Source organism: Myxococcus vastator, from assembly GCF_010894475.1.
Classification (GTDB): Bacteria; Myxococcota; Myxococcia; order Myxococcales; family Myxococcaceae; genus Myxococcus; species Myxococcus vastator.
Map to the genome: position 1 here is coordinate 1 of NZ_JAAIYB010000251.1, position 12,097 is coordinate 12,097.

Sequence of the window (12,097 nt, forward strand, 5' to 3'; positions counted from 1 at the left end):
GGCGCGGGGGCCGCGGGACGAGGAGGCGGGCTGAGCACGTCGTTGACCGACGGCATCTTCCGGATGTCCCCGCGTGCCACCTTCCACGCCTGCTGGACAATCCAGGACAGCGAGCGGTCCTGCCGCGTCGCCTCACGCTGGATCTCCTCCAGCATGTCCTCGGGGAAATAGAGACTCTGTTTACGATGGTCCGTCGTAGCCATCCGTCGTTACTCCTCCCGAGGGTCCTGGCGCTCGTCGCCAGTCACGTCATTCACGGCGGGGAACGACTTGATGCGTTCGCGGGCGATCTTCCACGCCTGCTGCACGACCCAGGACAGGGAGCGGTCCTGGCGGGTCGCCTCTTCCTGGATCTCCTTCAGCATCTCCTCGGGGAAGTACAGCGACTGCTTGCGCTTGTCGGTGCCTGCCATACTTGGGTCTCCGGGGCGGATTCGGGGTGACGACCTGAACACACCTGGGCCGTTATCCGACAGACTCCCAAGAGGGTCAACGGTTTCCAAGGACTCATTCCGAGGTCGCACGCTCCGCCCCCTTGCTCGTCCAGTCGCACGTAAGCTGTGCAACCGTGCGCGAAAAAGGAAACGCCCCGGACTCCACGAGGAAGTCCGGGGCGCTTCGGAAAGAGGGACCGCCTGGAGAAAATCTCCGGGCGGTCCCGTGGACCCAGAGGGGGAGGGGGGGGACCCCTAGGTCCAACAGCTCAAAATTCGACCGTTCCCAGAACAGCGCGCGCGGCCGCGTGTATTTCCGCTACCGCCGCTCCGCTGATTCGATGTTGTGACGATCATAAGAATCTGCCCCCCTGCCTTCAACCGCACGTGTTCCTGTAACCCGCGCACCCGACACTCCATTCCACCGCGGTCCGATGCCCCGTCACGATTCCGCCACACCGCTGCTGACGACGACACTTCGAGCGGCGTACACCCGGCTGGGACTGGAGGGAGGTTCGGTGCTGCTCGCTGTGTCCGGCGGCGCGGACTCCACGGCGCTGCTGGTGGGCACCGCGCTCGTCGCAGGGCCGCTCCGGCTGCGCGTGGAGGTGGCCTCGCTGGACCATGGCCTGCGTCCCGAAGCGGCGGAGGAGGCCCGCCAGGTGTCCGTCCTGGCGGCCGTGCGGGGGCTGCCCTGCCATGTCCGGGCGCTGCGGCTGCGTCCGGGGGCTGGCGTCGAGGCGCGCGCGAGGGAGGCCCGCTACGCGGCGCTGGAGGCGCTCCGCCGTGAGCGGGGCCTGGGCGTCGTGGCCACGGCGCATACCGCCTCGGACCAGGCGGAGACGCTGCTCATGCGCCTGGCGCGCGGCACCGCGCTTCGCGGCGCGGTGGGCATCCATGAAGCGCGCCCCGGGCTGGTGCGGCCCCTGCTGTCGTGCACGCGCGAAGACGTGGTGGCCTTCCTGGTGGAGCAGGGTGTCTCCTATACGACAGACCCGATGAACGCCGACCCTGTCCACTTCCGGACGCGCGTGCGCCTGGGCGTGCTCCCCGCCCTGTCGCGCGCCGCCGGCTTCGCGGTGGAGGGGCACCTGGCCGCCTTCGCGCGGGTGGCCGCGGAGGACGAGTCGCTGCTGGCGTCCATGGCGGACGCGGCCTTCGCGCGGCTGCGCCTGGAGGATGGCGCCCTGGATGCGGCGGGCGTGCGGGCGCTGGAGCCCGCGCTGCGCCGGCGGGTGCTCGCCCGGCTGGTGGCCAGCGCGGAGGCCGCGGTGGATGAGGCCACGCTGGCCCGCGTGCAGCGCGCGGTGGACCAGGGCGGCTCGGCCACGGTGGGGCGGGGCTACGTGCTGCGTGCCACCAGCGGCCGGGTGCGCTGCGTGCGGCAAGCGCAGTCCCCTCCACCCGCCGAGCTGCGGCTGGCGCACGCGGGCGCGCGGGGCGCGCTCGTGGGGACGGGCTGGAATTTTTCCGTCGAGTCCGCACCTCCACCCACGGGGGTGCTCGGGCTGGCGCTCGGGGACGGGACGCGCTGGCCGCTGACCGTGCGGACACGCCGCCCCGGGGACCGGGTGCGCACGGTCGCGGGACAACGAAAGCTTCAGGATGTGTTGGTGGATCTTCGAGTGCCCGCGGAGGCGCGGGACACGCGGCCCGTGGTGGCGGACGCCGAGGGGCAGGTGTTGTGGCTCCCCGGCCTCTGGCCACCGGTGGTTCCGCGTGCGGCCGCCAGGGAGTACCTCTGGGCGGTTCCCCCCGGTTCGAGCATTCAGCGGACCGCGGCGTTATAGAGTGGCAGAGTCGCAGTTCGGGGGATGGTCGCGGCCCCCTAAATAGTTGAGGGCTTTTTGCTGTTGCTGATACGGTCCGCCGCTGGGTAGCTCGCCTGGTGTCGGCCAAGTGATGGATAAAGCTGGGGTTCTTCCCAGCGCGGCCCTCATCCCGCCGAGTTCCGAAAGGGCAGCTGACACGTGCGTTCGACTTACAAGACCATCGGGCTCTGGGTCATCCTGATCGTCCTCTTCGTCGCCTTCTACAATTTCTTCTCCCAGGGCAACGACCAGGTCCAGGAACCGTCCTTCACCCAGTTGCTGACGAAGGTGGAGGAGAAGAAGGTCAAGGAGGTTGCCGTCAAGGGCAACACCTATTCCGGCAAGTTCACCGACACGTCGGAGAAGTTCCGTACGACGGGGCCGGCGCCGGATGCGGCCATGCTGAACCAGCTCCGTAGCAATGGCGTGGATGTGAAGTACGAGCGGGAGGAGCAGAACAGCCTCTGGCTGACCATCCTCGGTCAGTGGATGCCGGTCGTCTTCCTGTTCCTGTTCTTCATCTTCTTCATGCGCCAGCTGCAGGGTGGCAGCGGCAAGGCCATGACCTTCGGCAAGTCGAAGGCCAAGCTCCTCAACGAGAGCCACAACAAGGTCACCTTCGCGGACGTGGCTGGCGCGGACGAGTGCAAGGAAGAGCTCGAGGAGATTGTCGCCTTCCTCAAGGACCCGAAGAAGTTCACCAAGCTGGGCGGCCGCATTCCCAAGGGCGTGCTGATGATGGGCTCGCCGGGAACGGGCAAGACGTTGCTCGCCCGCGCGGTGGCCGGCGAGGCCGGCGTGCCGTTCTTCTCCATCTCCGGCTCGGACTTCGTGGAGATGTTCGTGGGCGTCGGCGCCAGCCGCGTCCGTGACCTCTTCGAGCAGGGCAAGAAGAACGCCCCCTGCATCATCTTCATCGACGAAATCGACGCCGTGGGCCGTCACCGTGGCGCGGGCCTGGGCGGTGGACACGACGAGCGCGAGCAGACGCTCAACCAGCTCCTCGTGGAGATGGACGGCTTCGAGTCCAACGACGGCGTCATCCTGATTGCCGCCACCAACCGTCCGGACGTGCTGGACCCGGCGCTCCAGCGTCCCGGCCGCTTCGACCGGCGCATCGTGGTGCCGCGCCCCGACGTGAAGGGCCGCCTGGGCGTGCTGAAGGTGCACACCCGCCGCGTGCCGCTGGCGCCGGAAGTGGACCTGGAGGTCATCGCCCGCGGGACGCCGGGCATGACGGGCGCGGACCTGGAGAACCTCGTCAACGAGTCGGCGCTGATGGCCGCGCGGCAGAACAAGGAGCGCGTGGACCTGAGCGACTTCGAGGCCGCCAAGGACAAGGTCTTCATGGGCCCCGAGCGGCGCTCCATGATCATGACCGAGAAGGAGACGCGGAACACCGCGACCCACGAGGCGGGCCACGCGCTGCTGGCCAAGCTCCTCCCGGGCTGCGACCCGCTCCACAAGGTCACCATCATCCCGCGCGGCCAGGCCCTGGGCGTCACCTGGAGCCTGCCCACCGAGGACAAGGTCAACGGCTACAAGAAGCAGATGCTGGACCAGATCTCCATGGCCATGGGCGGCCGCATCGCCGAAGAGCTCATGTTCAACGAGATGAGCAGCGGCGCCGCCAACGACATCGAGCGTGCCACCGAGACGGCCCGCGCCATGGTGTGCCGCTGGGGCATGAGCGAGAAGCTGGGGCCCCTGGCGTTCGGCAAGAGCGACGGTGAGGTGTTCCTGGGCCGCGACTTCAACTCGTCCAAGGACTACTCCGAGGACACCGCCCGGCAGATTGACTCCGAGGTCCGCAGCATCGTCGTGGGCTGCTACGAGCGCGGCAAGCAGCTGCTGACGGAGAACATCGACGCCCTGCGCCGCGTGACGGACGCGCTGGTGGAGTACGAGACGCTGGACGCCGAGGACGTCAACATCCTCCTCCAGGGTGGGCAGCTGACCCGTGAGCGTCCGCCCCCGCGGGTGAATGCGCCCCCGAAGGCGACGGAGAAGAAGGACAAGCGGAAGATCCTCGACGCGCTCGAGGGCCTGCCGGCGATGGAGCCGAAGAAGGCCTGAGCCTCACGCGCTTTCAGCGGTTGAGCTGAAATGAAGAAGGCCCTTCCCACGCTGCTGGGAAGGGCCTTCTACTTTGCGGGCTCCCTGCTGTCACGCGCCTACGGGTAGCGCACGGGCAGGGGGATGAACTCCGTCTCGTCCGGGACGGCGGCGAAGCGGCCGGCCTTCCAGTCCTCCTTCGCCTGCTCCAGCCGCTCCTTCGAACTGGAGACGAAGTTCCAGAACAGGTAGCGCGGCCCGTCCATGGGCTCCCCACCGAGCACCAGCAGCCGCGCCGCCGCGGTGGCGCGGAGGGTGATGGCGCCGCCGGGCCGGAAGACGAGCAGCTCTCCTGGCTCGAAGGCCATGCCGTCCACCTCCACGGTGCCCTGGACGAGGTACATCGCCCGCTCCTCGTGCTCGGCCGGAACCACGAAGCGCGCGCCGGCCTCCAGCGCCACGTCCGCGTAGAACATGTCCGACAGCGTCTGCACCGGCGAGCGCTGACCGTGCACGGTGCCGGTGATGACGCGCATCCGCGCGCCCTCACCCTCGTGGCAGGGCATCTGCTCCTCGGGGTGGTGGACGAAGGCCGGGGCCGTCTCCTCGTGGCGCTTGGGCAGCGCCACCCACGCCTGCATGCCAAAGAGCTTGCTGCCCGCGGCGCGTGGGCCGGGGCCGGTGCGCTCCGAGTGGACGATGCCGTTGCCCGCCGTCATCCAGTTCACCGCGCCAGGGCGGATGGGCTGCGCCGTGCCCAGGCTGTCCCGGTGCATGACCTCGCCGTCGAAGAGGTAGGTGACGGTGGCCAGCCCGATGTGCGGATGGGGCCGCACATCCAGGCCGTGGCCGGGTTGGAAGCCGGCGGGGCCCATCTGGTCCAGAAAGACGAAGGGCCCCACCATCCGGCGGCGGGCCGAGGGCAGCGCGCGCCGCACCTCGAACCCGTCGCCCAGGTCGCGTGAGGGCGCGACGATGAGTGTCTCCATCGAAGGGGGGAGCTGCTCCGCGTTCAAGTCGTCCCGACTCATGTCGTGCTCTCTTTCGTTTCCACGAGGTGGCCTCAGGCCAGGTCGAACAGCAGCGCTTCCACCGGCTCCGTGGCGGAGAGGACGAGCTGCGACTCGTCCGCCACCGCGACGCCGTCACCGGCCTTCAGCTCCACGCCGTTGAGCGTGGCCTTGCCCCGCGCCAGCTGCAGCCAGGCGTGGCGGCCCGGAGCGAGCGTGTACGTCGCCTGCTCGCCCGTGCCCAGCAGCGTCGCGTGAAGCACCACGTCCTGGTGCACCGTGAGGCTGCCGTCCCGGGCGTCCGGGCTGGCCACCACCCGCCAGCGCCCCTGGCGCTCGGACTCCGGGAAGGCCTTCTGCTCGTAGCCAGGCGTCAGGCCCTTGCGGTCCGGGATGATCCAGATCTGCAGGAAGTGGAGGTGCTCATCCGCGCCGTTCATCTCGCTGTGCAACACCCCCGTGCCGGCCGTCATCCGCTGGACTTCACCGGCGCGCAGCAGGCCCTCGCCGCCTGTGCTGTCGCGGTGGGCAATGGCGCCGCTGAGCGGGTAGGTGATGATTTCCATGTCCCGGTGAGGGTGCGTGCCGAAGCCCTCGTGGGGCGCGACGCGGTCCTCGTTGATGACGCGCAGGGCACGGAAGCCCATGAAGTCCGCGTCGTAGTAACCGGCGAAGGAGAAGGTGTGGTGGGAGTCCAGCCAGCCGTGGTTGGCGTGACCGCGGGCTTCCGAGGGGCGAATGGCAATCATGACGTTCCTTTCCGCGGTGGCGCCTGGATGGCGGCCGCTGTTTCGAGAGACATGATGTGCGTGAGGGCCTGCCGGGACTAGGCATGGACAATGGGATGCATCGTTCCACCCATGGAACAAAGCCCCGTTCAGCCTGGGATGGGCCAGTGCTCGCGCAGGCACTCCACGAAGGCCACCACCTTGGGCGCGTGGTGCCGGGTGCTCGGGTAGACGGCGTGGACAGGCGTGCCCGTGGAGCTCCAGTCCGGCAGGATGCGCTGCAGGCGCCCGGCGGCCAGCTCCGAAGTGAAGTGGAGGTTGGGGAGCAGGGCGATGCCGGAGCCCGCCCGCGCCACCGCGTAGAGCATGTCCGGCTCATTCACGACGACTCGGGCGGGCACCTTGATGTCCACCGAGCGGTTGCCGGAGTGGAGCGTCCAGACGTTGTTCTCCAGGCCCGCGCCGAAGAGGAGGCAGTCATGCTTCTCCAAGTCCTTCGGAGTCTTGGGCGCCCCGCGCGCCTTGAGGTAGCTGGGCGCCGCGACGACGACGCGCTCCACGCTGCCCAGGCGCCGCGCCATGAGTGACGAGTCCGCCAGCCGTCCGGCGCGAATCGCCACGTCGAAGCCCTCCGCCATCAGGTCCACGTTGCGGTCGGTGCACACCAGCTCGAGTTGGACCTCCGGGTACTGCTTGATGAACGTGGACACCAGCGGCCCGATGAAGCTGAACGTCAGCGGCGTCGTCACGCGCAGCAGGCCATGGGGAGCGGCCTGCATCCGCGTCACGGCCAGCTCGGCCTGCTCCGCCTCCGCGACGATGCGCGCGCAGTGCTCGTAGTACGTCCGGCCCACGTCGGTGAGGCGCAGCTTGCGCGTGGTGCGCTGGAGCAGCTGCGCGCCGACCCGCGTCTCCAGCTCCGACACCTTCCGGCTCACCGTGGACTTGGGCATCCGCAGCCCACGCGCCGCGGCGGTGAAGCTGCCTGCCTGGACCACGCGTGCGAAGACGAGCAGCTCGTTGAGGTCCATCTCCCGTCCTTCCAGGGGCGTTGTTCCATGGGTGGAACAGTTCTTCCAGTCTGGCCCATCTAATCAAGCCCGGGGCTCGCCGCTACCTTCCTCCTCGTCGAACACACCGCTTCACGCGAAAAGGAAGGCACCTCATGGCCACCACGACCTGGAACATCGACACCACCCACTCCGGCATCCACTTCTCCGTCCGCCACATGGTCATCGCCAAGGTTCGCGGCAGCTTCCGCAAGTACAGCGGCGCCGTCTCCCTGGACGAGCAGGACGTCACGAAGTCCTCCGTCGCCGTCACCATCGAGACGGCCAGCATCGACTCCGGCGTCGAGCAGCGTGACAACCACCTGCGCTCGCCGGACTTCTTCGACGTGGAGAAGTTCCCCACCATCACGTTCAAGAGCACGAAGGTGGAGAAGGCGTCCGGCGACGGGCTGAAGGTGACGGGCAACCTGACCCTCCGCGACATCACCCGCGAGGTGGTGCTGGAGGCCGAGCAGCTCGGCGTGGGCAAGGACCCGTGGGGCAACGTGAAGGCCGCGTTCGAGGCGAAGACGTCGGTGGACCGCCGCGACTTCGGCCTGACGTGGAACCAGGCGCTGGAGACGGGCGGCGTGCTCGTCGGCGAGAAGATTGAAATCACCATCGAGGTCCAGGCCGTGAAGGAGCAGGCCGAGCAGGCCGCCTGAGCCACCCACGCGCGCTCCGGAGCGGTAGGGTAGGCAGGCGCGTCCCGTCCTGGCGGCGGTGCGCGGCCCCCTCCCTGGAGTTCCCGATGATTCGCGCCCGCCTCGTCACCGCCGAGCACCCCGAAGACCTGGTCCTCGCCTTCCGGCGGATGGGGCTGGCCTCCACCTCGCAGGCGGCGCTCCGGGAGTCGCTCCCCCACACGCGGCTGCTCCTCACGGGGCTGGGGACGCAGGCGCTGCACTTCCTCCAGAGGTTGCAGACTCTTTCTGACGCTCCGGCGGAGTTGCCCACCTGGCTCGAGGGGGAGGCCGGGGTACGGCCTGGAACGGGCATGCTGTCGGGGCACGCCGAACAGTTCCGGCTGTTGGTGGCCCTGGCTCGCGGAGGCCGCGACGAGCTGCCGGCGTTGTCCAAGGCCGTGGCTGCCGCGCTGGCCTCGGGCACCGTGCCACCGGCGCTGGTACTGGGGGACACGCGCTTCGAGTGGGGCGCGCGCGCCTACGTCATGGGCGTGGTGAACGTGACGCCGGACAGCTTCTCGGACGGTGGGCGCTTCCTCGACCCGGAGGCCGCCATCGCCCGTGGGCTCGCCCTGGCGGAAGCGGGGGCCGACCTGCTCGACGTGGGCGGTGAGTCCACCCGGCCAGGCTCGTTGCCCGTCAGCGCCGAGGACGAGGTGGCCCGCGTCGTTCCCGTCATCGAGGGCCTGCGCGCGCGGACGTCCGTGCCGCTCTCGGTGGACACCACCAAGGCCGCGGTGGTGCGCGAGGCGCTGAAGGCCGGCGCGCACCTCATCAACGACATCACCGGCTTCAGCGCCGATGCCGACCTGCCCCGCGTGGTGGCCGAGGCCGGCGCCGCGTGCTGCCTGATGCACATCCAGGGCACCCCGGCCACGATGCAGCAGGCGCCGCGCTACGACGACGTCGTCGAGGACGTGCTGGGCTTCCTGGAGGCCGCCGTCGCCCGGGCTGGCGCGGCGGGCATCCCCCGCGAGCGCATCCTGGTGGACCCGGGCATCGGCTTCGGCAAGACGTTCGAGCACAACCTCTTCCTGTTGCGCCGGCTCCAGGAGCTGCGCGTCCTGGGGCTGCCGCTGCTGGTGGGCACCAGTCGCAAGGGCTTCCTCGGCCGGCTGGCGGGCGGCAAGCCGGCCTCCGAACGGCTGGCGGCGACGCTGGGCTCGGTGGCCTCCATGGCCGCGCTGGGTGGGGCCGACGTGGTCCGCGTCCATGACGTGGTGGAGGCCCGGGACGCGCTGGCCGTCGCGGACGCCATCCGGAGGGCCGAGGACGGAGGGACGCTCTACACCCGGTAACAAGGTGTGGCTTACAGCCCTCAGCCCGTGGCCGGAACCTTCACCTTCCGCTGGCCGCTCCCCGAGCCGCCGTGTATGGACGGCGGCGGTTCGGTTGGTACTGATTTCGCAACCTCTTTTAGTCTGCGTCGGCCTGCACGCCTGGGAGGTTGCCCAGGGAGCAGTGGGTTCCTAACTTCGAGCCCGCGTGGTGGGCGGGGTATAAGCCCCGACGTCGAGAGGCCGGCGCAGGCCCGGCGTGGGAAAGGCGGAGCGGCACACATGGCGTACAGGATGAACATGCCTCCGAAGGAGGCGCGGGCTTCCCAGAAGCTGTTCGGCACGGATGGTGTTCGTGGGAAGGCGAACGTCTATCCCATGACCGCCGAGGTCGCGATGCAGCTCGGGCGGGCGCTCGCGTTCCTCATCCGCAATGGCCCGCACCGTCACCGCGTCATCGTCGGGAAGGACACGCGGCTGTCGGGCTACATGCTGGAGCAGGCGCTGGCCGCGGGCCTCACCTCCATGGGCGTGGACGTGGAGCTCGTCGGGCCGCTGCCGACCCCGGGCATCTCCAACATCACCACCTCCATGCGGGCGGACGCCGGCGCTGTCATCTCCGCGTCCCACAACCCCTACGAGGACAACGGCATCAAGTTCTTCTGGCGCGACGGCTTCAAGCTGCCGGACGAGACGGAAGGCAAGATCGAGGAGCTGGTGTCCAGCGGCTCCATCGACTCCATCCGCCCCACGGCCACGAAGATTGGCCGGGCCTTCCGCATGGAGGACGCGCGGGGCCGCTACATCGTCTTCCTGAAGGCCACCTTCCCGCGCGAGCTGACGCTGGAGGGGATGACCATCGTCGTCGACTGCGCCAACGGCGCGGCCTACAAGACGGCGCCCGCCGTGCTGGAGGAGCTGGGCGCCAAGGTGATTGCGCTCGGCGTTTCGCCGGACGGCAAGAACATCAACCACAAGTGCGGCGCGCTCTTCCCGGAGAACCTGGCCAAGGCGGTGGTGAAGCACGGCGCGCACCTGGGCATCGCCCTGGACGGTGACGCCGACCGCCTCATCGTCGTGGACGAGAAGGGCAAGGTCGTCGACGGCGACGCCATCATGGCCATCTGCACGGGTGAGCTGGTGGCCCGCAAGCAGCTGAAGAAGAAGATGCTGGTCTCCACGGTGATGAGCAACATCGGCCTGGAGCGCGCGGTGGCGCGCTGGGGCGTGAAGGTGGCGCGCACGCGCGTGGGGGACCGCTACGTCGTCGATGAGATGCGCCGCAACGGCTACAACCTGGGCGGCGAGCAGAGCGGCCACCTCATCTTCCTGGACCACACCACCACGGGTGACGGCACCCTGGCGGCGCTCCAGCTGCTGGCGGTGATGTGCCGGGCGGGCAAGCCCCTGAGCGAGCTGGCCTCCATCTTCGAGCCCGTGCCCCAGACGCTCATCAACGTCGTCGTGAAGCAGAAGAAGGAGCTGGGCGAGCTCCCCACGGTGATGAAGGTCATCAAGAGCGTGGAGCAGCGGCTGGGCAACTCCGGCCGCGTGCTGGTGCGCTTCTCCGGCACCGAGCCCAAGGCCCGCGTCCTCATCGAGGGCGAGGACGCCGCCAAGAACCAGGCCTACGCGAAGGAAATCGCGGACGCGCTGTCCAAGGCCCTCAGCGTCTGAGGGCCGCCGCGCTCAGCGGTTGACTTCCGGACGCTGGCGGCGTGATGAAGGGCCAGCGCGCACCGGGGCCCCTCGACAATCCCACGGCCGCGCACGAGCGAGGTGCGGTCGATGGGACAGCGACTGGGTGTCAACGTGGACCATGTGGCGACGCTGCGTCAGGCGCGGCGCACCGCGTATCCGGATCCGGTGACGGCCGCGGCGCTGGCGGAGCTCGCCGGCGCGCAGCAAATCACCATCCACCTGCGCGAGGACCGGCGTCACATCCAGGACCGGGACTTGCGCATCCTCCGTGAGACGGTGCAGACGCTCCTGAACCTGGAGATGGCCGCCACCGCGGAGATGGTGAAGATCGCCTACGAGCACAAGCCGGACGTGGTGACGCTGGTGCCCGAGCGCCGCGAGGAGCTCACCACGGAGGGCGGCCTGGAGGTCGCCAACCAGCGCGAGCACATCGCGAAGATCATCAAGAACCTCAAGGACGGTGAGATCGCCGTCTCGCTCTTTATCGACCCGGACCTGGACCAGGTGCGGGCGGCGCACAAGGTGAACGCGGACCGCATCGAGCTGCACACCGGCCGCTACTGTGAGGCGCGCAACGAGAAGGAGCGGGCCCGGGAGCTGGCGCGCATCGTCGACGCGGCCAAGGCGGGCACCAAGCTGGGCATGGGCGTGGCCGCGGGCCACGGGCTCAACTACGACAACGTGCAGCCGATTGCCCGCATCGCTGAAATCGACGAGCTGAACATCGGGCACGCCATTGTCGGGCGCGCGGTGCTGGTGGGCTTCGAGCGCGCGGTGCGCGAGATGCTCGAGCTCATGCGCAACCCGGGGTAGGGCGCCATGGGAATCCGCGGCCTGGGCCTGGACATCTGCTCCATCTCCCGCATCCAGCGCATCCTGGACGGGCCTCGCGCGGAGCCCTTCCTGAACCGCGTCTACACCGAGGCGGAGCGGGCCCTGTGCGGCCGGCGCAGTGACGCCGCCAGTGCCTACGCCGCGCGCTTCGCCGCCAAGGAGGCCCTGGTGAAGGCGCTGGGCGCGCCGCCGGGCATCCGCTGGAAGGACATGGAGGTCCGGCGGCAGGGCGGAGCGCCTTATTTCGCACTGTCCGGCGTGGCCTTGGAGGTCATGGAGGCGCGAGGGCTGGAGGCCTTCCTCGCGCTGACCCACGATGCGGACGTCGCCGCCGCCACGGTGGTGCTCCAGTCGAAAGGGGAGTGAAGCCATGTTGCGCGTCCTCACCGCCGCCCAGATGCGTCAGGCCGAGCAGGCCGCCGAAGCCCGCCACGGCATGCCCTCCGCGTTGCTGATGGAGAACGCCGGGCGGGGGCTCGCGGAGGTGGCGCGGGGGCTCATCGGCTCGGGTG

The 12,097-nt window shown here is 69.3% G+C and carries 12 protein-coding genes; 7 read left to right on the top strand and 5 right to left on the bottom strand.

The genetic code is table 11. From position 1 onward, the window contains the following. Together G4D87_RS23015 and G4D87_RS23020 are read right to left on the bottom strand one after the other, a co-directional pair. On the bottom strand, positions 1-203 hold a 203-nt coding region (locus G4D87_RS23015), incomplete at its 3' end, for a TIGR04563 family protein (protein ID WP_141592578.1). 6 nt (positions 204-209) lie between these two features. Continuing rightward, positions 210-413, bottom strand: coding sequence for a TIGR04563 family protein (locus G4D87_RS23020; RefSeq protein ID WP_002638649.1), 204 nt, complete (start codon positions 411-413; stop codon positions 210-212). Between the two features lie 455 nt (positions 414-868). Here G4D87_RS23020 and tilS point away from each other — a divergent pair, with 455 nt between their 5' ends. Both tilS and ftsH read left to right on the top strand, forming a co-directional pair. Next, a complete protein-coding gene (tilS, locus tag G4D87_RS23025; protein ID WP_163784362.1) occupies positions 869-2,224 on the top strand; it encodes a tRNA lysidine(34) synthetase TilS in 1,356 nt (451 codons plus the stop codon). A 180-nt stretch (positions 2,225-2,404) separates the two neighbouring features. Next, positions 2,405-4,321, top strand: a complete 1,917-nt coding sequence (gene ftsH, locus G4D87_RS23030) for an ATP-dependent zinc metalloprotease FtsH (protein WP_163784363.1) — start codon at positions 2,405-2,407, stop codon at positions 4,319-4,321. Between the two features lie 98 nt (positions 4,322-4,419). On the opposite strand, the gene G4D87_RS23035 is transcribed toward ftsH, so the two are convergent. From G4D87_RS23035 to G4D87_RS23045, 3 genes are all read right to left on the bottom strand, one after another. Then, positions 4,420-5,331 carry a pirin family protein gene (locus G4D87_RS23035; protein ID WP_163784364.1) on the bottom strand — a complete coding sequence of 304 codons (912 nt, stop codon included), beginning with the start codon at positions 5,329-5,331 and terminating at the stop codon, positions 4,420-4,422. Positions 5,332-5,363: 32 nt separating this feature from the next. Beyond that, positions 5,364-6,059 (bottom strand): pirin family protein, encoded by a 696-nt coding sequence (locus tag G4D87_RS23040; protein ID WP_163784365.1) that lies wholly within the window; start codon positions 6,057-6,059, stop codon positions 5,364-5,366. Between the two features lie 128 nt (positions 6,060-6,187). Continuing rightward, a complete protein-coding gene (locus tag G4D87_RS23045; protein WP_163784366.1) occupies positions 6,188-7,069 on the bottom strand; it encodes a LysR family transcriptional regulator in 882 nt (293 codons plus the stop codon). Between the two features lie 134 nt (positions 7,070-7,203). Here G4D87_RS23045 and G4D87_RS23050 point away from each other — a divergent pair, with 134 nt between their 5' ends. From G4D87_RS23050 to acpS, 5 genes are all read left to right on the top strand, one after another. After that, positions 7,204-7,752: a YceI family protein gene (locus G4D87_RS23050; RefSeq protein ID WP_163784367.1), complete on the top strand. Its 549-nt coding sequence runs from the start codon at positions 7,204-7,206 to the stop codon at positions 7,750-7,752. Between the two features lie 86 nt (positions 7,753-7,838). Beyond that, positions 7,839-9,071, top strand: a complete 1,233-nt coding sequence (gene folP, locus G4D87_RS23055) for a dihydropteroate synthase (RefSeq protein WP_163784368.1) — start codon at positions 7,839-7,841, stop codon at positions 9,069-9,071. A 261-nt stretch (positions 9,072-9,332) separates the two neighbouring features. Next, complete coding sequence (gene glmM / locus G4D87_RS23060; protein WP_163784369.1) at positions 9,333-10,727, top strand: phosphoglucosamine mutase; 1,395 nt, start codon at positions 9,333-9,335, stop codon at positions 10,725-10,727. Between the two features lie 111 nt (positions 10,728-10,838). Continuing rightward, the gene (locus G4D87_RS23065; RefSeq protein WP_163784370.1) at positions 10,839-11,564 is read left to right on the top strand and encodes a pyridoxine 5'-phosphate synthase; all 726 of its coding nucleotides are present in this window, start codon (positions 10,839-10,841) and stop codon (positions 11,562-11,564) included. Positions 11,565-11,570: 6 nt separating this feature from the next. Next, positions 11,571-11,951 (top strand): holo-ACP synthase, encoded by a 381-nt coding sequence (gene acpS, locus G4D87_RS23070; RefSeq protein ID WP_163784371.1) that lies wholly within the window; start codon positions 11,571-11,573, stop codon positions 11,949-11,951. The last annotated feature ends 146 nt before the right edge of the window (positions 11,952-12,097 follow it).

What these genes read in the sequence shown, in the direction of transcription:
- G4D87_RS23065 (WP_163784370.1), top strand. Translation starts at nt 10,839, where the DNA reads ATGGGACAGCGACTGGGTGTCAACGTGGACCATGTGGCGACGCTGCGT.
- acpS (WP_163784371.1), top strand. Translation starts at nt 11,571, where the DNA reads ATGGGAATCCGCGGCCTGGGCCTGGACATCTGCTCCATCTCCCGCATC.
- G4D87_RS23050 (WP_163784367.1), top strand. Translation starts at nt 7,204, where the DNA reads ATGGCCACCACGACCTGGAACATCGACACCACCCACTCCGGCATCCAC.
- tilS (WP_163784362.1), top strand. Translation starts at nt 869, where the DNA reads ATGCCCCGTCACGATTCCGCCACACCGCTGCTGACGACGACACTTCGA.
- G4D87_RS23040 (WP_163784365.1), bottom strand. Translation starts at nt 6,059, where the DNA reads ATGATTGCCATTCGCCCCTCGGAAGCCCGCGGTCACGCCAACCACGGC.
- G4D87_RS23045 (WP_163784366.1), bottom strand. Translation starts at nt 7,069, where the DNA reads ATGGACCTCAACGAGCTGCTCGTCTTCGCACGCGTGGTCCAGGCAGGC.
- G4D87_RS23035 (WP_163784364.1), bottom strand. Translation starts at nt 5,331, where the DNA reads ATGAGTCGGGACGACTTGAACGCGGAGCAGCTCCCCCCTTCGATGGAG.
- glmM (WP_163784369.1), top strand. Translation starts at nt 9,333, where the DNA reads ATGGCGTACAGGATGAACATGCCTCCGAAGGAGGCGCGGGCTTCCCAG.
- G4D87_RS23020 (WP_002638649.1), bottom strand. Translation starts at nt 413, where the DNA reads ATGGCAGGCACCGACAAGCGCAAGCAGTCGCTGTACTTCCCCGAGGAG.
- folP (WP_163784368.1), top strand. Translation starts at nt 7,839, where the DNA reads ATGATTCGCGCCCGCCTCGTCACCGCCGAGCACCCCGAAGACCTGGTC.